The organism is Pseudomonas syringae group sp. J254-4 (genome assembly GCF_032586855.1).
Taxonomy (GTDB): Bacteria; Pseudomonadota; Gammaproteobacteria; order Pseudomonadales; family Pseudomonadaceae; genus Aquipseudomonas; species Aquipseudomonas amygdali.
The window spans coordinates 86,844-107,465 of the sequence record NZ_JAWHOO010000001.1 but is presented as its reverse complement, the minus strand read 5'-3'; the positions used below and the strand labels follow the sequence as shown (position 1 = coordinate 107,465).

The 20,622-nt window shown below is 60.8% G+C and carries 18 protein-coding genes; 9 read left to right on the top strand and 9 right to left on the bottom strand.

The genetic code is table 11. The features are described from left to right. Positions 1-114: 114 nt before the first annotated feature. From RYB09_RS00460 to RYB09_RS00430, 7 genes are all read right to left on the bottom strand, one after another. The gene (locus RYB09_RS00460; protein ID WP_122258620.1) at positions 115-1,266 is read right to left on the bottom strand and encodes a M20 family metallopeptidase; all 1,152 of its coding nucleotides are present in this window, start codon (positions 1,264-1,266) and stop codon (positions 115-117) included. Continuing rightward, entirely contained in the window at positions 1,263-2,690 is a 1,428-nt protein-coding gene (locus RYB09_RS00455; protein WP_316887106.1) for a M20 family metallopeptidase, read from the bottom strand. The genes RYB09_RS00460 and RYB09_RS00455 overlap by 4 nt, the downstream gene beginning before the upstream one ends. Continuing rightward, a complete protein-coding gene (locus RYB09_RS00450; RefSeq protein ID WP_122281726.1) occupies positions 2,687-3,700 on the bottom strand; it encodes an ABC transporter ATP-binding protein in 1,014 nt (337 codons plus the stop codon). Before RYB09_RS00450 ends, RYB09_RS00455 begins: the two co-directional genes overlap by 4 nt. Next, on the bottom strand, positions 3,697-4,698 hold the full coding sequence (locus tag RYB09_RS00445) for an ABC transporter ATP-binding protein (protein ID WP_122281727.1): 1,002 nt from the start codon (positions 4,696-4,698) through the stop codon (positions 3,697-3,699). The genes RYB09_RS00450 and RYB09_RS00445 overlap by 4 nt, the downstream gene beginning before the upstream one ends. A gap of 16 nt (positions 4,699-4,714) precedes the next feature. Further along, complete coding sequence (locus RYB09_RS00440) at positions 4,715-5,623, bottom strand: ABC transporter permease (protein WP_122281728.1); 909 nt, start codon at positions 5,621-5,623, stop codon at positions 4,715-4,717. Positions 5,624-5,631: 8 nt separating this feature from the next. Then, entirely contained in the window at positions 5,632-6,549 is a 918-nt protein-coding gene (locus RYB09_RS00435; RefSeq protein ID WP_003348343.1) for an ABC transporter permease, read from the bottom strand. A gap of 102 nt (positions 6,550-6,651) precedes the next feature. Continuing rightward, on the bottom strand, positions 6,652-8,172 hold the full coding sequence (locus tag RYB09_RS00430) for an ABC transporter substrate-binding protein (protein ID WP_054070851.1): 1,521 nt from the start codon (positions 8,170-8,172) through the stop codon (positions 6,652-6,654). A 205-nt stretch (positions 8,173-8,377) separates the two neighbouring features. Here RYB09_RS00430 and RYB09_RS00425 point away from each other — a divergent pair, with 205 nt between their 5' ends. From RYB09_RS00425 to RYB09_RS00410, 4 genes are all read left to right on the top strand, one after another. Beyond that, positions 8,378-9,286: a LysR substrate-binding domain-containing protein gene (locus RYB09_RS00425; protein ID WP_316887105.1), complete on the top strand. Its 909-nt coding sequence runs from the start codon at positions 8,378-8,380 to the stop codon at positions 9,284-9,286. A gap of 173 nt (positions 9,287-9,459) precedes the next feature. After that, positions 9,460-10,365 carry a GTP cyclohydrolase FolE2 gene (folE2, locus tag RYB09_RS00420; protein ID WP_316887104.1) on the top strand — a complete coding sequence of 302 codons (906 nt, stop codon included), beginning with the start codon at positions 9,460-9,462 and terminating at the stop codon, positions 10,363-10,365. An 11-nt stretch (positions 10,366-10,376) separates the two neighbouring features. Then, positions 10,377-10,937, top strand: coding sequence for a carbonate dehydratase (locus RYB09_RS00415; RefSeq protein WP_005733507.1), 561 nt, complete (start codon positions 10,377-10,379; stop codon positions 10,935-10,937). 51 nt (positions 10,938-10,988) lie between these two features. Beyond that, positions 10,989-12,155, top strand: coding sequence for a DUF1624 domain-containing protein (locus tag RYB09_RS00410; protein WP_316887103.1), 1,167 nt, complete (start codon positions 10,989-10,991; stop codon positions 12,153-12,155). Positions 12,156-12,203: 48 nt separating this feature from the next. Here RYB09_RS00410 and RYB09_RS00405 read toward each other — a convergent pair whose 3' ends face one another. After that, positions 12,204-12,809 (bottom strand): helix-turn-helix domain-containing protein, encoded by a 606-nt coding sequence (locus tag RYB09_RS00405; protein WP_004665568.1) that lies wholly within the window; start codon positions 12,807-12,809, stop codon positions 12,204-12,206. A gap of 290 nt (positions 12,810-13,099) precedes the next feature. On the opposite strand from RYB09_RS00405, the gene glnT reads away from it, so the two are divergent. The 5 genes from glnT (at position 13,100) to RYB09_RS00380 (ending at position 19,300) form a co-directional block, all read left to right on the top strand. Then, entirely contained in the window at positions 13,100-14,434 is a 1,335-nt protein-coding gene (gene glnT, locus RYB09_RS00400; protein ID WP_002553848.1) for a type III glutamate--ammonia ligase, read from the top strand. A 139-nt stretch (positions 14,435-14,573) separates the two neighbouring features. Further along, entirely contained in the window at positions 14,574-15,494 is a 921-nt protein-coding gene (locus tag RYB09_RS00395) for a class II glutamine amidotransferase (RefSeq protein WP_058400283.1), read from the top strand. After that, the gene (locus tag RYB09_RS00390; RefSeq protein ID WP_058400284.1) at positions 15,491-16,174 is read left to right on the top strand and encodes a protein glxC; all 684 of its coding nucleotides are present in this window, start codon (positions 15,491-15,493) and stop codon (positions 16,172-16,174) included. Before RYB09_RS00395 ends, RYB09_RS00390 begins: the two co-directional genes overlap by 4 nt. Positions 16,175-16,189: 15 nt before the next feature. Next, positions 16,190-17,530, top strand: a complete 1,341-nt coding sequence (locus RYB09_RS00385) for an FMN-binding glutamate synthase family protein (RefSeq protein ID WP_003423978.1) — start codon at positions 16,190-16,192, stop codon at positions 17,528-17,530. A gap of 444 nt (positions 17,531-17,974) precedes the next feature. Then, the gene (locus RYB09_RS00380; RefSeq protein WP_316887102.1) at positions 17,975-19,300 is read left to right on the top strand and encodes an ammonium transporter; all 1,326 of its coding nucleotides are present in this window, start codon (positions 17,975-17,977) and stop codon (positions 19,298-19,300) included. 169 nt (positions 19,301-19,469) lie between these two features. Here the strand turns inward: RYB09_RS00380 and RYB09_RS00375 are convergent, their stop codons facing one another. Then, the gene (locus RYB09_RS00375) at positions 19,470-20,507 is read right to left on the bottom strand and encodes an LLM class flavin-dependent oxidoreductase (protein WP_122258608.1); all 1,038 of its coding nucleotides are present in this window, start codon (positions 20,505-20,507) and stop codon (positions 19,470-19,472) included. Positions 20,508-20,622: the final 115 nt, after the last annotated feature.

Genomic DNA, 20,622 nt, shown 5'->3' with positions numbered 1-20,622 from the left:
TGTTCTCCCGAATGTAATCGTTCACCGCGTGGGAATGCATTTCGTGACGCTCTGCGTCACACATCTGCGTCGCGCCTCTTTTTCCAGGTCGGGCACAGCACGTGGGCAGTCTCTTCAAACATCCCCCAGCGCCAGTATCGTTGCCACCAGCGCCTGGCCTCTGGGCACCAGGGTATCAAGCTCCAGATACTCACGGTCGGTGTGTACCTTGCCGCCGACCGGGCCGAGGCCGCATAGCGTGGGGATGCCCAGGCTGGCGGTGAAGCCAGAGTCGGCGCAGCCGCCGGTGAACTCACCTTCCACGCTGAAACCCAGTTCCTGCGCAAGCCCCTGATAGATACTCAGCAGTTCAGTGCTGTGCCGGGCTTCCATGGGCAGGAAGGTCGTGGCTTCCAGCAGTCTGGCCGATGTGCCGGGCAGCTCCTCTTCGGCGACGATGGTCTGGACGGCGGCGAGAATTTCATCCCATTGGCGCAGTTCGACAAAGCGCACATCGAGCTTCGCCGTGGCGCTGGGTGCAACGGTGTTGCTGGAGGTGCCGCCCGAGATCAAGCCGACGTTGGTGGTAATGCCCGCTGCATAGTCGGTCAACGCATGCAGCTTGATCACCTTGTGCGCCAGCGCCTCAATCGCGCTGGCACCGTCGGTGTGATTGACCCCGGAATGCGCCGCACGGCCGCTGACTTCAATGATCAGCGTGGCGCCGCCTTTGCGGGCACTGACCACATTGCCGCTGGCGCGTCCCGGTTCCGGGTTGAGCACCGCGCGAGCCTGGCGTGCGTACTCTTCGATGTGAACACGAGCGCTGGCGGAGCCGATTTCTTCGTCGCCGGTATAGAGGATCTGTACCGGAAATGGCAGCGGGCCGATGCGCTTCAACGCTTTCAGCGCAAAGCAGTTCAGCACCAGTCCGCCTTTCATGTCGGCCACGCCAGGGCCATAGGCCAGTTCAGCATCTTTGGTATAACCGCGAGCGGACGTGGTGCCTTTGGGAAATACCGTGTCGCGATGGCCGAGCAGCAGCACCGGCTTGCCGGGTCCGCCGGGCAACTCAGCCAGCAGCACATCGCCGAAACCCTCAACCGGGATACGTTCGACGCTGATCCCGTCGGCCTGCAATTGCGCGGCGAGCAGTTCGCCGACCGCATCGACTCCGGCCTTGTCGTAACTGTTGGAGTCGGTATCGACCAGGCTCTGCAACAGCGCCTCCATCGCCTCGTACTGCCCGTTCAGCCAGTCGCTGGCCTGCCGTTGTGCCTCATTCATTCACTCAGCTCCTGTGCCCGATGCTCGCGGGTCAGCCGTGTGCCGTCCGTTCCCAGGTCCCAGAACAGTCCGGCCATGATTTGCAGACTTTCTTTTACCACCGGTGCCAGCAAATGCTCGTCGGGGGCATGTTGCGAGCACGCTGGATACGAGTGTGGCACCCAGACAGTCGGCAGGCCCAGCACTTCAGCGAACACGTCATTGGGCAGCGAGCCGCCCAGGTTGGGCAGCAGTGCCGGCTTCTTGCCGGTGGTGGCGGCCAGCGATTCCAGTGCCCAACCGACCCACGGGCTGTCGGGTGACAGGCGCGTGGCATGCATCACGTCCATGCGCGTCTGACGGACTTCGACCTGGGTGAAACCGTGCGCATCCAGGTGCGCACGCACGGCGGGAATGAACGCGTTGTAATCGCTGTCGACCACAAAGCGAATGTGGCATAACGCGTGCGCTTTACCGGGAATGGCGTGTACCGGGGCGTCCGGGTTGCCGGTCTTGAAAGCGAGAACGTCGAGGGTGTTCCAACCGAAGACTTTTTCGCTGAGCGACAGCGCCGGCTCGCCCCAGTCAGCGTCGATGTCCGGGTCGCCGGGGCCGCCGCCGACCTCGATATCCGCCAGCGCAGTTTTGACCGCTTCGGGAATGGCGGTGGGCATGAGCCCCGCGACGTTCACCCGGCCGTGCGCATCGACCATGCTGGCAATTGCGTTGGCCAGAATGATGCCAGGGTTGGCCAGCAGCCCGCCCCAGTTGCCGGAATGGTGCGCGCCTTCACGCAGGTTCACCGTCAGTTCGAAATTGAACACGCCGCGCGAGCCAAGAAACAGGGTAGGGCGCGCCGCTGCCAGGCGTGGGCCGTCGGAGGCGATGAAAATATCCGCGGCGAGTGCTTCTGCGTGGGCCTGGCAGAACGCGCTAAGGCCCGGCGAGCCGTCTTCTTCGCCCATTTCCAGCAGCAGTTTGACGTTGAAACCCAGCTTGCCGTCGCGTGCCTTGAGGGTCTGCTCCAGAGCGGTCAGGTTGATCAGGTGCTGGCCCTTGTTGTCCGCAGTGCCACGTCCGTACCAGCGTTCGCCACGTTCGATGACCTGCCACGGCGACAAGCCCGGTTGCCACTGCGCGTCATAACCGCGAACCACATCGCCATGACCATAACTGAGCAGGGTCGGCAGGGCCGGGTCTTCGATACGGGTCGCGATCATAAGGGGGCCACGCCCGGCGACCGGGTTGTCGTGCACCGCGACGCTGAAACCCAGACGCTCGACATGCGGTGTGATGAACTCGTGCAGATAGCGATAAAGCTCCGGCAGGCTCTCGGCCTCCTGGCTCTGGGTCGGATAGGCGACGCTTTCGCCAAGCAGGGCGAAAAATGCGCCGTTGTCGAACTGTTCAGTGACGTTTTCGATGGCGTGCGAACGGCTACTCATGAGGGCATCAGCTCCAGGGTTTTCGAGGTGTCGCGCAAGTGGCAGCGCACGGTTCCGCCTTCCATGCGGCCAATCACCGGAGACTTCTCCTTGCACACCGCCATGCAGGCCGGGCAGCGCGGGTGAAAGGCGCAGCCGGACGGCGGCGACATGGGGTTGGGGAAGGCCCCGTGCAAACCCAGATCGGGAATGCCCAGATGCGGATCAGGGGTCAGTACCGAGTCCAGCAACGCCTTGGTGTAGGGATGACCGGGTCTGGCGAACAGCGATTCGCGGCTGCGCTCTTCGACAATCCGCCCCAGGTACATCACCGCGACGCGGTCGGCGAGGTGTTCGATAACGGCCAGGTTGTGGCTGATCAGCAGGTACGTCAGGCCGAATTCCTGTTTCAGGTCCTGTAGCAGATTAAGAATCTGTGCCTGCACTGAAACGTCCAGCGCCGAAGTCGGCTCGTCGCAGATCAATACATCCGGGCGCATCACCAGGGCCCTCGCAATCGCTACCCGCTGGCGCTGGCCACCGGAAAGCTGGCTCGGGTAACTGTCGATCACGCGCTTGGGCAGACCGACCACGTCCATCATCGCCTCGGCACGCTGGCAACGTTCGGCCGGGGTGCCAATGCCATGCACGACCAGCGGCAGAGTGACGATTTCGCGCAGGGTCTTGCGCGGGTTGAGCGACGAGTAAGGGTCCTGAAAGATCGGCTGGATGCGCCGTGCCATCTCCTTGCGGTCGGTTCCGGCGAGGTGTTTGCCGTTGACCAGTACATCGCCGCTGCTGGGCGCGAGCAGGCCCAGCAGCATCTTGGCCAGGGTGCTCTTGCCGCATCCCGATTCGCCGACCAGCCCGAGGGTTTCGCCGCGCATCAAGCGCAGTGACACTCCGTCGACGGCTTTCAAAGTGGCATTGGGTTTGAAGAATCCACGGCTGATGCTGAATTCGCGACGGATGTCGCACAGCTCCAGAGCAATGTCTTTTTTGACACTCGTGTTAAGGGCCTGATTGTTCATGACGTCATGCCCTCACGGTGCAATACAGTTTCTACGCCCGTTGAAGCAAACAGGCAGCGGGTCATGTGGTCGTGGCTGTGAACCTGAGGGACATCATCAGCACACGCTGCGATTGCTTGCGGGCAGCGATTGCGAAATGCGCAGCCGTGTTGCTCGCCCACCAGGCTGGGCACCAGCCCCGGAATCGACCCCAGCGGCTGGCCTGGCTGAGTGCGTCCTGGGATCGGTATGCTCGCCAGCAGGCCACGGGTGTAAGGATGTTGCGGGTTCTCGAACAACTCGACGGCCGGGGCGGTTTCGACGATCTGCCCGGCGTACATCACCGCGACCCGGTCGGCAATACGCGCCACCAGCCCCAGGTCGTGGGTAATGAAGATCACGGCCAGCCCCAGCTCCTTCTGGATGTCGCGGATCAGGCGCAGGATCTGTGCCTGAATGGTCACGTCCAGCGCAGTGGTCGGCTCGTCGGCGATGATCACGTCCGGTTCGCACATCAGGGCCATGGCGATGATTACCCGCTGGCGCAGGCCGCCCGACAATTGATGCGGGTACTGACGCAGGCGCTCGCCAGCGTTGCTGATCCCGACTTTTTCAAGCATTTGCGCCGCACGTTGCAGCGCTTCCTTGCGCGATACCTTGCGGTGTCGGGTGAGCACTTCGCTGAGCTGATCGCCAATGCTGTAGGCCGGGTTCAGCGAGGTCATGGGCTCCTGGAAAATCATCGCCAGACGGTTGCCACGCAGGTCGCACATCTGCCGTTCGCTCTGGGTCAGCATATCGATGCCGTCCAGGCTCAGCGTCGTTGCGGTACGCCGGGCCTTGCGCGGTAGCAGGTCCATCAGCGCCAGCGAGGTCAGGGATTTGCCGCAGCCGGACTCGCCGACGATGCACAGCATTTCGCCGCGCTCGACTTGAAAGTCCAGGCCGCGCACTGCGTGGAGCGTGTCTTGGCCGAGAGGAATCTCGACACGCAGGTTTTCAACCTTTAACAGGGCCATGTGCGTATCTCCTCTGTCAGTTGCGCCCGTCGGGCAGGATCAGGTCGCGCAGGCCGTCACCGACCAGATTGATGCCCAGCACCAGCACCATCAGGGCGACGCCGGGAATCGCGATAACCCAAGGGGAAAAGAACATGTACGGTTTGCCCTCGGCGATCATCAGGCCCCAGGACGGAATCGGTGGCTGCACGCCGACCCCGAGAAACGACAGTGCCGACTCGAGGAGGATCGCGTGAGCCATTTCCAGGGTAGCGACAACGATCAGTGCGCCGACCAGATTAGGCAGAATTTCGCTGGCCAGAATGCGCAGCGTCGAACAGCCCAGCGCCTGGGCCGAGGCCACGTATTCGGCGTCGCGAATCTGCTGCACGGCAGCGCGCACCACCACGGCAAAGCGGTCCCAGAGCAGGCAGCCAAGCAGCACGATCACCACTTTCAGCGAGCCACCGATCAGCGATGCGGAGGCCAGTGCGATCATCACCACTGGCATTGCCAGGCGCGTGGTGATCAGGTAGCTGATCACAGCGTCGGTCTTGCCGCCGAAGTAGCCGGCCAGCAGGCCCATGATGGTGCCGATGACGCCAGAGATGAGCGCCGCCGAGAAACCGATGAATAGCGAGATGCGTGCGCCGTACAGCAGGCGTGACAAGTAATCGCGGCCCAGTTTGTCGGTGCCCAGCACATAGTCCCAGGTGCCGTTGGCCATCCATACCGGTGGTTTCATGCGCAGCATCACATCCTGCGTGTAAGGGTCGTAGGGGGCCAGCCAGGGGGCGAACAGTGCGCCGAACAGAATGATCAACAGCAGTACCGCGCCGATGGCGAAGCCGCGGTGCGCGAAGCTGCTGCGCAACGTGCGCCAGACACTGCGCGCCGGTGGCTGGTAATCGTTGATCAGCAGCGGCGATGAGGTGGTTGTGCTCATGGGGCCTCCTATTTCACGCGAATGCGCGGGTCGAGCAATGCGTTGAGCACGTCGGCCAGCAGGGTGAGGACGATGTAGATCACCGCGATCAACAGCACGACCGCCTGCACCACCGGAAAGTCGTCGCGGGCAATCGCATCCCAGGCCAGTTGGCCGATGCCTTGCAGCGAGAAGACCGTTTCAATGACCACCGAGCCGCCAAGCATGAAACCGAACTCCACGGCGGCGAGCGCCACCACCGGGATCAACGCGTTGCGCAACGCATGCTTGAACAGCACGGTGGCGGGGCGCAGGCCCTTGGCACGCGCGGTGCGGATGTAATCGGAATTGAGCACGTCGAGCATGCCGGCGCGGGTCAGGCGCATGATCGCCGGTGTGGCGTAATAACCCAGCGCGATGGCGGGCATGACGAAGTGCGCCCAAGTCGAGTTGCCCGATACCGGCAGCCATTTCAGGGTGACCGAGAACACCACGATCAGCATCAGTGCGAACCAGAAACTCGGCATCGCCTGACCCAGTACCGCGATGCTCAGCGCCAGGCGATCAATCCATGTGTCGCGCTTCACGGCGGCCAGCACGCCCAACGGAATGGCAATCAGCAGCGCAATGCTCAGGGCCATTGCCCCCAGCCCGAGGGTGATCGACAGGCGCGAGGCGATCAGGTTGTAGACCGATTCCTGAAAGAAGAACGAGTCACCCAGATCCAGGCGTACCACGTCGGCCAACCATTCGAAATACTGCGTAACCAATGGTTTGTTGAGGCCGTATTGCACACGGATCTGTTCGATCTGCTCGCTGCTGGCTTCCGGCCCGCCGATGGCGGTGGCCAGGTCGCCGGACAGGTGCAGCAGGGAAAAGCTGATCACCGACACGGTGATCGCTACGCACAGGGCAATGCCCAGGCGGCGCAAGAGAAATCCGAACATGGCAAGTGACCTTGTGTTCAGGGAATGACGGGCTGGCTGCCGATGCTGCAAGGCGCATCACGCACCTCACAGCCGGTCTCGCCAATTGACTTCACCAACGGCCTATTTCCAGCTCGACAGCACGAAGCGCGGCAGCTCGTCCGGATACGGCTTGAAGTTCAGGTCCGAGACGTAGGCGTAGTTCATCGAGTAGTTGAACAGCGGCGCCCAGTAGGCCTGCTCGCTGATGCGCTGCAACGCCTTGCGGTAATTGTCCTTGCGCACCTGCGGGTCCAGTGCATTGTCGGCGGTCTGCAGCCAGCCCTGGACTTGCGGGTCCTTGATGTTGTCGTCCGGGTTGCCCTTGAACCAGGTGCCGGCCGAGGCCGAGGTATCGAGAATCGAGAACGAACCCCAGGCCTGAAAAGACATTGGCACCTTGCCGCCACGCTGCTGGTCACGCAGGGCTGCGTACTTGAGGTAGCGCAGCTTGGCGTTGATGCCGACTGCACGCAGGTTGCCGATGATGGCTTCAACGTAGTCGCGGTCGCGGTAGGCGAATATTTCGGTTTCAAAGCCGTTCGGGTAACCCGCTTCGGCAAGCAGCGCCTTGGCCTTGGCCGGGTCATAGTTGTAGACCGTGGCTGCCGTGGTGTCGCAACCGAACTGACCGGGGTAGCAGGCGACCTGCAATGGTTTGCTTTCGCCACCGACCAGTTGCGAGGCCAGACCGTCACGGTTGATCGCATAGTTGATTGCCTGGCGTACTTTCAGGTGCTTCATTGGCGAGTCGGCGCTGGAGGTGCCGCGCGCATCCAGAATCAGAAAGCCGATACGCATGGTCGCGCCGCTGGTGACCACCAGGTTGGGCATGGCTTTGAGGTTTTCGGCCTGATCCGGCGCTACGCGCCAGGTCCAGTCGATGCCACCGGTCATCAGCTCGGCCAGACGTGTTTCAGCATCGGCAATCACGCGAAAATTGATGTGAGCGATCTTCGGCTGGCCCTGTGGGCTGCCCTGAAAGTAATCCGGGTTCTTGTCCATCTTCACGCCTTCACCGGTAGCAATGGCCGTCACCTTGTAAGGCCCCGTGCCAATTGGTTTACGGCTGAAGCCTGCCATCCCGACCTCTTCGAAATACTTTTTCGGGAACATCGGCACAGCGTTGGAAAGGTATTCCAGCGCAGGCGGGAAAGGCTTTTTCAGGTGCAGGCGCACGCTGTAGTCACTCAGTTTTTCGGCACTCTTGATCCAGTCGACGTTTTGTACGGTGACCACCTTGGATTCGGGCGATACCACGTAATTGAGGGTGAATACCACGTCATCTGCGGTAAACGGATCGCCGTTGTGAAACTTCACGCCCTCGCGCAGCTGGAAATCGATGGTGGTGTCGTCGACCTGCTTCCAGCTGGTGGCGAGCATGGGTTGGTACTCGCCGTTGTCGGGGTTGCGATAGACCAGGTTGTCCCAGATCAGGCGACCGAGAATCACGCCCTCGCGCAGGTCGTTGTGATAGGGGCTGATGTTCTCCGGTTCGCTGTCGGAGGCGTAGACCAGTGTGTCGTCGGCCTTGCCAGCCAAGGCGGAAAAACTGCTGAACAGGCTCAATAGCGCGATGCTGCGAGCGAAACCCTTGATTCCCATGCCGTCGTCTCCAATAGGCAAAGTGGATGTATCAAAGGGCAGTGGGGTCGCAAATGCGAGAAGAGGGGAGAAGCGAGGCTGCAGTGTTCTTTTGATTGGGTTGTTTTGATGTTGCGCCTCGACATGACTCTAGGCAAAGCGTATCAATGCCACAAGCACAATATTTCGAACCTTTCATTGCCGAAAAGGCAACGCAGGAGCCGCAATGCAACTCTACGGCGTACAGTCCACTGCGTTGCGCTACTTCCTCGAAGTGGCGCGTTGCGGGTCAATCAGCGAGGCGTCGATCCGGCTGAATGTCGCGTCCTCGGCAGTCAGTCGGCAGATCAGCAAGCTGGAGCGCGAGCTGGATGCCGTGCTGTTCGAGCGCCAGGCACGCGGCATGATGCTCAGCGAGGCGGGTATCCGTCTGGCAGCCTATGCGCGCAAATCACAACTGGAAGCCGAGCAGGTGGTGCTGGAAATCACCGAGCTGCAAGGCTTGCAGCGTGGGCATGTGCGAATTGCCTGCTCGGAGGGCTTTGCCCTGGATTTCCTGCCACGGTGCATTGCGCGGTTCCGGCGGCTGTATCAGGGCATCCATTTCTCGATGGAAGTCTGCGCGCCGGCCCAGGCCACAGAGCGGGTGCGCTCCGGGGATGCGGACCTGTGTCTGACCTTCAGCCTGACACCGCAGAACGAAATCAAGGTCGAGCACATTCACAGCGGCGCGATCTGCGCGGTGGTCAGTCATAACCATCCGCTGGCCTCACGCACAGAAGTCTCGCTGGCCGAGCTGCAACCCTATGCCATCGCCCTGACCAATACCGATACGACCTTGCGCCAGTTGTTCGACATCTGCTGCGGGGTGCAGGGCCTGCTGTTCGATCCGGTGCTGACCAGCAATTACATTGGCGCGCTGTTGCGGTTCGTGCGTGAGGAGGGCGGTATCAGCCTGTCCAGCGAGATGACGCTGGACAAGCGCGCCCACGAAAAACAGCTCAAGTCGCTGCCGATCAGCGACGAAGGCATGAAGGCGCGCCGTATCGAACTGCAAAGCATGGCCGGGCGCAACTTGCCCGCAGCGGTTGCGGCCTTCAGGGATTTTCTGATCGAGGAACTGGCAAAGACCTGACACGCAGATGGCGTCGGCGGTGCGCGGTAACGGGCTGGGAGCGTTTGGTTGATGAAGTTCGTAAGCATGATGTTATAGTATAACGAATTTACGGCTGCACGCTGTATAGCCGTGAACCGCCAACATCAGGCCTCGCCCTTAGGCGAGGTTTGCCAAAGAGACGACTGACGCACATGAACAACCCCCTCCCAGACGTTGCCCTGACGGAAGTTTCCTCGGCCCTGGTTTCACTTGACTGGGTCGGCATGCAGGGCGTCGAAGTGCCTGTCAGGCTGGCCGAAGCGGGCGTCCGGCACCCGGTCCATGCGCATGTCGATCTGCAAGTCGATCTGGCCGATCCGAGTGTCAAGGGTATCCATATGTCGCGGCTCTACCGGCTCCTCGACAGGTTTGCCGAGCACCAGATACTGAGCCCCGATACGTTGTCTGCGCTGATGGAAGCCATGGTTGAAAGCCACCTGGACTGCCATTCCAGCCGCGCCCGGCTCACCCTGAGCTTCAATCTGCTGTGCCGTCGCCCGGCGTTGATTACCGAAGGGCTCAGCGGCTGGAAATCCTACCCGGTGAAGCTTGACGCCACTTGGCACGCTGGCCGTTTGTGCCTCGACGTTTCAGCCGACATCACTTATTCGTCTACTTGCCCGTGCTCGGCTGCACTGTCTCGACAATTGCTGGAAGGCGCTTTTACGGCACGCTTTGGCAGGCAGTCGTTTGTCGACCCGATGCAGGTTGCGACCTGGCTGCGCGAGAACGCCTCGTTCGCCACGCCGCACAGCCAGCGCAGCGTGGCTACCGTTCAGGTGCGGGTGGCCGAGCAGGCGACCGAACTGGGCCTGATGACGCTGATCGACGCGGTCGAGCAGGCGTTGGGCACCCCGGTGCAAACCGCCGTCAAACGTGCCGACGAGCAGGCATTCGCCCGGCTCAACGGCCAGAACCTGATGTACGTCGAAGACGCCGCACGCAAGGTCCAGCAAGCGCTGGAAGGCCGCTATGCAGCCTCCAGCGTCAGTGTGCGTCACTTCGAAAGCCTGCATCCGCACGATGCGGCCGCCCAGACTTCCAACTACCTGTCCTGAGGCTTCATACCGTGATCCGTAAAAATCCTTCCGGCCATCTGCCGGTCATCGCCGAATCCGCCTACATCGATAAAACCGCGATCATCTGCGGCAAGGTGATCATCAAGGACAACGTGTTTGTCGGCCCTTATGCCGTGATCCGCGCCGACGAAGTCGACGCTACAGGGGACATGGAGCCGATTGTCATCGGTGCCAATTCCAATATTCAGGATGGCGTGGTGATTCACTCCAAATCGGGTGCTGCGGTGACCATCGGCGAGTTCACCTCGATTGCCCACCGCTCCATCGTGCACGGACCTTGCATGGTCGGAGATCGCGTGTTCATCGGCTTCAACAGCGTGCTGTTCAACTGTCAGGTCGGCAACGGCAGTGTGGTCAGACACAACTCGGTGGTCGACGGTCGCGATTTGCCGGAGAATTTTTACGTGCCGTCCACCACCCGGATCGGGCCTAATACTGATCTTTCGCAATTCCCGCCGGTGAGCATTTCGGCCTCGGAATTTTCCGAAGACGTGGCGCACACCAACATTGACCTGGTGCGCGGCTACAAGGCACTTCAGAACGAGTTCTGACACAGAACACAATCGACTCATTGCACTTCCGGCTACGGATCTGGATTTTTCATGACAGCAGTTGTTCAACCAACCCGCGCGCCAGCATCACGGCTGCGCTCTATTGATGCTCTGCGCGGGCTGATCATTCTCTTCATGCTGCTGGACCACGTGCGGGAAACCTTCTTCCTGCACCGCCAGGTCCTCGACCCGATGGAGGTCGCAAGCACCGAACCCGCCCTATTTTTCAGCCGCACACTGGCGCATTTATGTGCGCCGCTGTTCGTTCTGCTGACCGGGCTTTCGGCGTACCTGTATGGCGAGAAATATCAGGGCAAGACTGACGTGTCGGCGTTTCTGCTCAAGCGCGGGCTGTTCCTGATTGCCCTGGAGTTCACCTTGGTGAGCTTCGCCTGGACCTTCCAGTTCCCGCCGACCATCATCTACCTGCAAGTGATCTGGGCCATCGGCCTGAGCATGGTTGCGCTGTCGCTGATGGTGTATCTGCCGCGCTGGGCGCTGGTGGTCATTGGCGTGGTGATCATTGCCGGGCATAACCTGCTGGACTCACTGCACTTCGGCGTCGAGTCGGCCATGCACATCCCGTGGGCGATTCTGCATGATCGGGGCTGGATCGAAGTGTCCGATAACCTGCGTTTCCGTACCTCTTACCCGTTATTGCCGTGGATCGGCATTATCGCGCTGGGCTACGCCGCAGGCCCCTGGTTTGCCGGCAGCTACGATGCTGCGAAACGACGTGCAAACCTGTGGATGTGGGGTGGGGGAGCGCTGTCGGGCTTTGTGGTCCTGCGCATGATCAACGGCTACGGTGAAAAACCGTGGAGCGTTGGCGAGACCGGTGTGCAAACGGTCATGAGCTTCTTCAACATCACCAAATACCCACCGTCGTTGCTGTTCATCAGTCTGACGCTGGGGATCGGTCTGCTGATTCTCATCGCCTTCGAACGCAGTCAGGAAAAAAGCTGGTTGCGGCCATTGGTAGTGCTCGGCTCGGCACCGATGTTTTTCTACCTGCTGCACTTGTACGTCCTGAAGATTCTGTACCTGATTGCCGTAGCGATCTGGGGAACCAATCAGGGCAAGTACTTCGGTTTCGACCACATGTGGGGCGTCTGGCTGACCTCGGTGGTACTGGCGGTGCTGCTGTTTCCAGCGGTGCGCTGGTTCGCTGCGCTGAAGGCGCGTCGTCGCGATATCAGCTGGTTGAAATACCTGTAACCACCGTAGGCACGGCGCGCCAGCAGGCGCGCCGCTGCCGGTCTGGCCTCAATCGCCCTGCGCACCATAGTTCATGATCGACAGTAGCTTGATCGGCACCTGCACCAGTTGCTCGGGTCCGTGGGGAATGTCGCCGTCGAAGGTCAGGCTGTCACCGGCCTGCATCGGATACAGCTGATTGCCGTGGCGGTAGATCAGTTCACCTTCGAGCAGGTGGAGAAACTCGGTGCCGGGGTGTGAGAAGGTCGGAAACTCCTCGCTGGCATCGTCCATCGTCACCATGTACGCCTCGAAACTCTTCTTCGGCCCACGGGTATGGTTGAGCAAGTGATAGGTGTGGCCTTTCTCGGTGCCGCGCCTCACCACCTCAAGCCCTTCATCGGCTTTCACCAGCAGTGCACTGCTGCCTTGCTGATCGTACTGGCTGAACAGCTTGGACATGGGCATGCCCAGCACGTCGCAAAGACGGCTGAGATTGTCGAGGCTGGTCGACACCTGTGCATTCTCGATCTTGCTCAGCATGCCTTGGCTGATACCGGCAATGCGCGCTACGTCGGCAAGCTTCAGCTCTTGAGCCTGGCGCTGGCGTTTGATCTGAATACCCAGGTACTGCTCAAGCTTCAATTTGGGATGCGGTTCGGTCGGCATATTCATCGGCTGCGCACAGTTTCCGTTCAATAATTTTTATTTCGCACTGGGAATGTGCATTTCGCCGCTGTCATCGCGTGCTTCAGTTGCAGATTATTCCCGGAGGGAAAACGAGTTTCCCATAGAAACAGCTGAATTGCCCCTTCCACGTCTCTTCGATTTGCTGGCATACCAAACTGGCAAGCGCTTTGCATTCCTAAAGGGAAAGTAACTTTCCTGTTCAGAATATATTCTCGGCAGGTAGTGAAACAACGCTCCTTCCCTGAAACGTTTTGCCATGCCAGGAGACACGTCCCATGTTGCCACCCGAAACACAGCGCCTGATCGAACAGCACGGCATCAAGTACGTGCTGGCTCAGTTCGTGGATATTCATGGTTCGGCCAAGACCAAGTCGGTTCCTGTGACGGGCCTGGAAATGGTTGCAGAGGACGGTGCCGGGTTCGCCGGTTTCGCTATCTGCGGCATGGGCATGGAACCCCACGGCCCGGACTTCATGGCCAGGGGCGACCTGTCGTCGCTGACCCCGGTGCCTTGGCAGCCGGGGTATGGGCGGGTGGTGTGCATCGGTCATGTGGATGGCAAGCCGTGGCCCTATGACAGCCGTTATGTGTTGCAGCAGCAGGTCGAACGCCTCAGCCAGCGTGGCTGGACCCTCAATACCGGGCTGGAGCCCGAGTTCAGCCTGTTCAAGCGCGATGCTGCGGGCAGCCTGCAAATGGTCGATGCCAGCGATAACCTCGACAAGCCTTGCTATGACTACAAGGGGCTGTCGCGTTCGCGTGAGTTTCTCGAGCGCTTGACCGAGGCGCTACAGCCGGTGGGCTTCGACATCTATCAGATCGATCATGAAGATGCCAACGGCCAGTTCGAGATCAATTACACCTACAGCGAGGCCATGGAATCGGCGGACCGCTTCACTTTCTTCCGCATGGCCGCCGGGGAGATCGCCAACGACATGGGCATGATCTGCTCGTTCATGCCCAAACCTGATCCCAAGCGTGCCGGCAATGGCATGCACTTTCACCTGTCGATCGCCAGTGCCAGCAGCAAGAACCTGTTCCACGACGCCAGCGACCCCAGCGGCATGGGCCTGTCGAAAATGGCCTATCACTTTGCGGCTGGCCTGCTGGCTCACGGCCCCGCGCTGTGTGCCTTCGCGGCACCCACGGTCAACTCCTACAAACGCCTGGTGGTCGGCAATTCGCTGTCGGGGGCCACCTGGGCCCCGGCCTTCATTGCCTTCGGCGCCAACAACCGTTCGGCGATGGTGCGCGTGCCCTATGGCCGTCTGGAGTTTCGCCTGCCGGACGCCGGTTGCAACCCGTATCTGGTCAGCGCCGCGATCATCGCCGCAGGGCTGGACGGCATCGACCGGCAACTGGAAATCGATCACGTCTGCAACGAGAACCTTTACACATTGAGCCTGGAAGAAATCGCCGCACGGGGCATCAAGACCCTGCCGCAGTCACTCAAGGAAGCCTGCGATGCACTCGAAGCCGACCCCTTGTTCGCCGAGGTGCTGGGCAACGAGATCGTTGGTGAGTTCATCCGCCTCAAACGCATGGAATGGGTGGAGTACAGCCGCCACGTGAGCGACTGGGAAGTGAAGCGTTATATAGAGTTTTTTTAGTGGAGCAGCTGCAAGTTTCAAGCTTCAAGCGGCAAGCAGAAGCTGGATTGCGGCGTATTTGATTTCTCTGTCTATGCGGTTGGTTTCTAGCTTGCAGCTTGTAGCTAAAAGCTTGCCGCTCCCGAACAAGGTGAGGCTTATGTGCGGAATCGTTGGTTTGTATCTGAAAAACCCGGCGCTGGAGTCGCAACTCGGCAAGTTGTTCGAGCCGATGCTCGAAGCCATGACCGACCGTGGACCGGACAGTGCCGGGTTCGCTATCTATGGCGATGAAGTGGCGCAGGGCTGGGTCAAGCTGACCTTGCAGGCCACCACCGAACAGCATGATTTCACGGCGCTGATCGCGGCACTGCAAAGCAGGCTGGATGCACCACTGGAATGGTTTCAGAACGCCAGCGCCGTGGTATTGAAGATTCAGGCCGAAGAAGCCCCAGTGCGTGCCGCGCTGGCGGAGCTGGCGCCCACCGTGCGCATCATGAGCGCCGGGCAGAGTATCGAGATCCTCAAGGGCATGGGGTTGCCGAGGGAGATTTCCGAGCGCTTCGGTCTGGCGTCCATGAAGGGCAGCCACATCATCGGCCACACGCGCATGGCCACTGAAAGTGCGGTGACCATGGAAGGCAGTCATCCGTTTTCCACGGGTTCGGACCTGTGTCTGGTGCACAACGGCTCGCTGTCCAATCACTTTCGCCTGCGCCAGAACCTGCGCCGTGAAGGCATTCACTTCGAGACCGACAACGACACCGAGGTGGCCGCCGGTTATCTGGCCTGGCGCCTGCAACAGGGCGACAGCCTCAAGCAGGCGCTCGACAAATCGCTGGAGGACCTCGATGGCTTTTTTACCTTCGCCATCGGCACGCGCAACGGTTTTGCGGTGATTCGCGATCCGATTGCCTGCAAACCGGCCATTCTCGCCGAAACCGACGATTACGTCGCCATGGCCTCGGAATATCAGGCGCTGTCCAGCCTGCCGGGGATCGAAAACGCCAGGGTCTGGGAACCGGTCCCGGCGACCATGTACATCTGGGAACGCGAGCCAGCCGAGGGAGCACGCTCATGAAAACCGTCGATCTTTCCAGCGCCACCGTGCGTGATCTCAATCAGGCCCTGCACGACCAGGTCAAGGCATTGCAGGACCGCGAATGGCTGGTGACGCATCCCGATGGCGCGCATAACCTGGCGGTCGGCGTCAACGAGGCCATCTCCATCGATATTCAGGGCCATGCCGGCTATTACTGCGCGGGCATGAACCAGAAAGCCTCAATTACCGTGCACGGCAATGTCGGTGTTGGCTGCGCCGAGAACATGATGTCCGGCGCAGTCCGAGTCAAGGGCAGCGCTTCGCAGGCCGCAGGTGCCACAGCGCACGGCGGTTTGCTGGTGATTGAAGGCGATGCCGGGGCACGCTGTGGCATTTCCATGAAAGGCATCGACATTGTGGTCGGCGGCAGCATTGGCCACATGAGCTGCTTCATGGGCCAGGCCGGTCGGCTGGTGGTCTGCGGCGATGCAGGCGATGCGCTGGGCGACTCGTTGTACGAAACGCGGATCTACGTCAAAGGCAAGGTCGAGTCGCTGGGCTCTGACTGCATCGCCAAGGAGATGCGCGAAGAGCATCTGCAGGAGTTGCAGGAGTTGCTCAATCGCGCGGGCTTCAACGAGAAGGCCGCGGATTTCAAGCGCTACGGCTCGGCCCGTCAGCTTTACAACTTCAAAGTCGATAACGCCTCCGCGTACTGATCCAGGAGCACTACCATGAGCGACCCTATCAGCCACAAACCTGCTCCAGTCCTGCGCGAGTCGGCCACCTTCGATCGCCTGACCATTCAGGAAATCCAGCGTGCTGCGGAAACCGGCATCTACGATATTCGCGGCGGCGGCACCAAACGCAAACTGCCGCACTTCGACGACCTGCTGCTGCTAGGCGCCAGCGTCTCGCGCTACCCGCTGGAAGGCTATCGCGAGAAGTGCGGCACCGACGTGGTGCTGGGTAATCGGTTCGCCAAAAAGCCGCTGTACCTGAAAATTCCGGTGACCATTGCAGGCATGAGCTTCGGCGCATTGTCGGCCAACGCCAAGGAAGCGCTGGGTCGCGGCGCAACCATCGCAGGCACCAGCACCACCACCGGCGACGGCGGCATGACCCCGGAAGAGCGCGGTCAGTCGCAGCATCTGGTCTACCAGTACCTGCCATCGCGTTACGGCATGAACCCGGACGATCTGCGCAAGGCCGATGCCATCGAAATCGTCCTGGGGCAGGGCGCCAAACCCGGTGGCGGCGGCATGTTGCTGGGCATGAAAGTCACCGAGCGCGTGGCTGGCATGCGCACCTTGCCGGTCGGCGTCGATCAGCGTTCTGCGTGCCGTCACCCGGACTGGACCGGCCCCGACGATCTGGCGATCAAGATTGCCGAGATCCGCGAGATCACCGACTGGGAAAAGCCGATCTACGTGAAGATAGGTGCCAGCCGCCCGTACTACGACGTCAAGCTGGCGGTGAAGGCTGGTGCTGACGTGATTGTGCTCGACGGCATGCAGGGCGGTACTGCGGCCACTCAGGAAGTGTTCATCGAACACGTCGGCATCCCGATTCTGCCCGCCATCCCGCAAGCGGTGCAGGCATTGCAGGAAATGGGCATGCACCGCAAGGTGCAACTGATCGTCTCCGGCGGTATCCGCAACGGCGCCGACGTGGCCAAGGCCATGGCGCTGGGTGCCGACGCAGTGGCAATTGGTACAGCCGCGTTGATTGCCCTGGGCGATAACCATCCGCGGCTCGACGAAGAACTGAAAAAGATCGGCTCGGCAGCGGGCTATTACGATGACTGGCAGAACGGCCGCGACCCTGCGGGCATCACCACGCAGGACCCGGAACTGTCCAAACGTCTCGACCCGGTCGAAGGCGGGCGGCGTCTGGCCAACTACCTGCGCGTACTCGTCCTCGAAGCCCAGACCATGGCCCGCGCGTGCGGTAAATCACACCTGCACAACCTCGACCCGGAAGATCTGGTGGCACTGACCGTCGAATCAGCGGCCATGGCCCGAGTGCCCCTGGCCGGGACATCGTGGATTCCGGGGTCCGGCTCTGGATACTGACGCCATAACGTGCTTTTCGATCACGATGGCACAGACGACGCAGAGTGCGACGTTAGTGACGGCTGAGTCCTGGCGCTGATCCGGGGGTAGCCTGGCAGGACGCCAGGCTAGCCGCACCGGACCATGGATGGTCCGTTGCGGCGACCCCCGGATCAGTGACAGGGCGAAGGAACGCGACGAAGTCGGGCCGGAAACAGGAGCGAGGGGGTTTGCCTACTTTGGCCCCATCAAAGTAGGTCGCCGAGGGGCGAAAAGGTAACCTGAGCCGAACCTCAATGCATCTGAAGTCGCAGAACCGCTGTGTGACGCAGAGCGTCACGAACTGCATTACCACGCGGAGCGTGGGAACGAGAACTTGACCCCCAAGAGGCCGAAGAGCCTCGCCTGTCTCGATGACCTTCCTTGCTGCCAGACACTTTCCATTCATTTGTGGGAGCTTTGAACATGGTCAATCGTCTACACGGCAAATCCCTTACAGCTTTACTCGCGCTAGGTGCCTTTGCTCCGATTGCGCAGGCAACTGACGCCCCCGTACTGAACACCGGCAGCACGGCATGGATGATCACCGCAGCCGTGCTGGTGCTGTTCATGTGCCTTCCGGGGCTGGCACTGTTTTACGGCGGGCTGGTGCGGGCCAAGAACATGTTGTCGCTGTTCACCCAGTGCTTCGGCATTGCCGGAGTGGTCGGCGTACTGTGGGTCATCTACGGCTACAGCATGGTGGTGGATACCAGCAACATGGTCGAAGGGCAGGTGAGCTTCAACAGCTTTGTCGGCGGACTGAGCCGCGCGTTTCTGGCCGGCATGACCCCCGACAGTCTGGTCGGTGACATTCCGGAAGGCGTGTTTGTGACCTTCCAGATGACCTTCGCCATTATCACGCCTGCGCTGATTGCCGGAGCCTTTGCCGAACGCATGAAATTCTCGGCCGCGCTGCTGTTCATGGCGCTGTGGTTCACCCTGGTGTATGCGCCGGTGGCGCATATGGTCTGGGGCGGGGCAGGTGCACTGATGCACAACTGGGGCGTGCTGGACTTCGCCGGTGGCACGGCCGTGCACATCAATGCCGGTGTCGCGGCACTGGCGGCGTGTCTGGTGCTGGGCAAACGCAAGGGCTATCAGAATACCCCGATGCCTGCACACAACCTGAGCCTGACCATGGCTGGCGCGGCGATGCTTTGGGTCGGCTGGTTCGGTTTCAATATCGGCTCCGGTGGCGGCCTGAACGGCACCTCAGGCATCCTCATGCTCAACACGCAGGTGGGTGCCTGCGCCGGAATACTCGGCTGGATGTTCACCGAGTGGTTCAAGGTCGGCAAACCCAGCGCGCTGGGCCTGGCAAGCGGCGCGTTGGCGGGTCTGGTCGGCATCACCCCGGCGTGTGCCTACGTCGGAGTCGGCGGAGCACTGGCGATTGGCGTGCTGTGCGGGGTGTTCTGCTACCTGAGCGTGACCGTCCTGAAGAAACGCCTGGGTTACGACGACAGCCTCGACGTCTTCGGCCTGCACGGCATCGGCGGCATGATCGGTGCAGTGCTCACCGGCGTGTTCTGCGTGCCGGCAATGGGCGGGCTGGTGCCGGACGTGACCATGGGAGCCCAGGTGATTGCCCAGATCAAAGGCGTGTTGTTCACCACGGTATATTGCTTCGCAGTCAGCTGGATCATCCTCAAGGCCGTGCAGGCACTGATCGGCCTGCGTGCGCATGAATCAGTGGAAGAGATGGGGCTGGATCTGGCCGAGCATAACGAGCGGGCTTATAACCATTGAAGGTTGGCCTTAACTGAGTGGAGCGAGAGTAAAGTCCAGACACCTCTCGTTCCGCACGCTCCAGCGTGGGAATGCATTTCGCGACGCTCTGCGTCGCAAGGGACGCGGAGCGTCCTGAACTGCACGCCAACGCGGAGTATTGGCAAGCGAACTGTCGTTCTCGTTCAGCTCAACGAAACACCGGCACCACGTACTTGATAAACAGCTCAAGTGATTTTTTCTTCTCGGCGTGCGGCAGACTGTTGTCGCACCAGAAGCTGAACTCGTCGACCCCCAGCTCCTGGTAATGGCGGATGCGCGGGATGATCTCTTCCGGCGTGCCGATCATGGTGTTCTTGCGGATATTCTCCAGCTCGAACTCCGGACGCTCCTTGAATTTCTCTTCCGGGCTGGGCGCCAGAAAACCATTCACCGGCGTCTGCTTGTTGCCGAACCAGGCGTCGAAGGTGCGGTAGAACTTCGCGATGGCGGCAGCACCGGTTTTCCAGCCTTCAGGGTTGTCCGCAGCATGCACATGCGTGTGGCGCAACACCATCAGTTGTGGCCGAGGTACGTCAGGGTTATTGGCCAGCGCTGCTTCGAACTTGTTCTTCAGGTCGACGACTTCTTCGTCGCCCTTCATCAATGGTGTGACCATCACATTGCAGCCGTTCTGCACGGCGAAGTTATGCGAATCAGGGTCGCGCGCAGCGATCCACATGGGTGGCGTGTTGATCGGCTTGGGCACGGAGGTCGAAGTCGGGAATTTCCAGATATCGCCGTCGTGGGCGTAGTCACCCTGCCACAGCGCACGCACCACCGGCACCATTTCGCGCAGCGCCTTGCCGCCTTCGGAGGCCGGCATGCCGCCCGCCATGCGGTCGAACTCCACTTGATAGGCGCCGCGTGCCAGGCCGACTTCCATGCGTCCGTTGCTGATCACATCCAGCAGCGCGCATTCTCCCGCCACCCGCAACGGATGCCAGAACGGCGCAATGATGGTGCCCGCGCCCAGATGAATGCGCGTGGTTCTGGCGGCCAGATACGCCAGCAGCGGCATCGGGCTCGGCGAGATGGTGTATTCCATCGCGTGGTGTTCGCCGATCCATACGGTGCTGAAACCGCCTTGCTCGGCCATCAGCGTCAGCTCGGTCAGGTCTTCGAAAAGCTGGCGATGACTGACACTTTCATCCCAGCGTTCCATGTGCACGAACAACGAAAACTTCATGACACTTACCTCGCTTAAATCCTGACGCCTGCACGGGCGTGGTGAGTTATTTCTGTCTGATGGTATACCGTAATACTTTACGTGCAAGCGTTTTTTGCGTCCGACGTGTTGGCTG

Bases quoted from the DNA above. Each gene is read 5' to 3' on its own strand.
- RYB09_RS00460 (WP_122258620.1), bottom strand. From the start codon at position 1,266: ATGAATGAGGCACAACGGCAGGCCAGCGACTGGCTGAACGGGCAGTAC.
- RYB09_RS00455 (WP_316887106.1), bottom strand. From the start codon at position 2,690: ATGAGTAGCCGTTCGCACGCCATCGAAAACGTCACTGAACAGTTCGAC.
- RYB09_RS00450 (WP_122281726.1), bottom strand. From the start codon at position 3,700: ATGAACAATCAGGCCCTTAACACGAGTGTCAAAAAAGACATTGCTCTG.
- RYB09_RS00445 (WP_122281727.1), bottom strand. From the start codon at position 4,698: ATGGCCCTGTTAAAGGTTGAAAACCTGCGTGTCGAGATTCCTCTCGGC.
- RYB09_RS00440 (WP_122281728.1), bottom strand. From the start codon at position 5,623: ATGAGCACAACCACCTCATCGCCGCTGCTGATCAACGATTACCAGCCA.
- RYB09_RS00435 (WP_003348343.1), bottom strand. From the start codon at position 6,549: ATGTTCGGATTTCTCTTGCGCCGCCTGGGCATTGCCCTGTGCGTAGCG.
- RYB09_RS00430 (WP_054070851.1), bottom strand. From the start codon at position 8,172: ATGGGAATCAAGGGTTTCGCTCGCAGCATCGCGCTATTGAGCCTGTTC.
- RYB09_RS00425 (WP_316887105.1), top strand. From the start codon at position 8,378: ATGCAACTCTACGGCGTACAGTCCACTGCGTTGCGCTACTTCCTCGAA.
- folE2 (WP_316887104.1), top strand. From the start codon at position 9,460: ATGAACAACCCCCTCCCAGACGTTGCCCTGACGGAAGTTTCCTCGGCC.
- RYB09_RS00410 (WP_316887103.1), top strand. From the start codon at position 10,989: ATGACAGCAGTTGTTCAACCAACCCGCGCGCCAGCATCACGGCTGCGC.
- RYB09_RS00405 (WP_004665568.1), bottom strand. From the start codon at position 12,809: ATGAATATGCCGACCGAACCGCATCCCAAATTGAAGCTTGAGCAGTAC.
- glnT (WP_002553848.1), top strand. From the start codon at position 13,100: ATGTTGCCACCCGAAACACAGCGCCTGATCGAACAGCACGGCATCAAG.
- RYB09_RS00395 (WP_058400283.1), top strand. From the start codon at position 14,574: ATGTGCGGAATCGTTGGTTTGTATCTGAAAAACCCGGCGCTGGAGTCG.
- RYB09_RS00390 (WP_058400284.1), top strand. From the start codon at position 15,491: ATGAAAACCGTCGATCTTTCCAGCGCCACCGTGCGTGATCTCAATCAG.
- RYB09_RS00385 (WP_003423978.1), top strand. From the start codon at position 16,190: ATGAGCGACCCTATCAGCCACAAACCTGCTCCAGTCCTGCGCGAGTCG.
- RYB09_RS00380 (WP_316887102.1), top strand. From the start codon at position 17,975: ATGGTCAATCGTCTACACGGCAAATCCCTTACAGCTTTACTCGCGCTA.
- RYB09_RS00375 (WP_122258608.1), bottom strand. From the start codon at position 20,507: ATGAAGTTTTCGTTGTTCGTGCACATGGAACGCTGGGATGAAAGTGTC.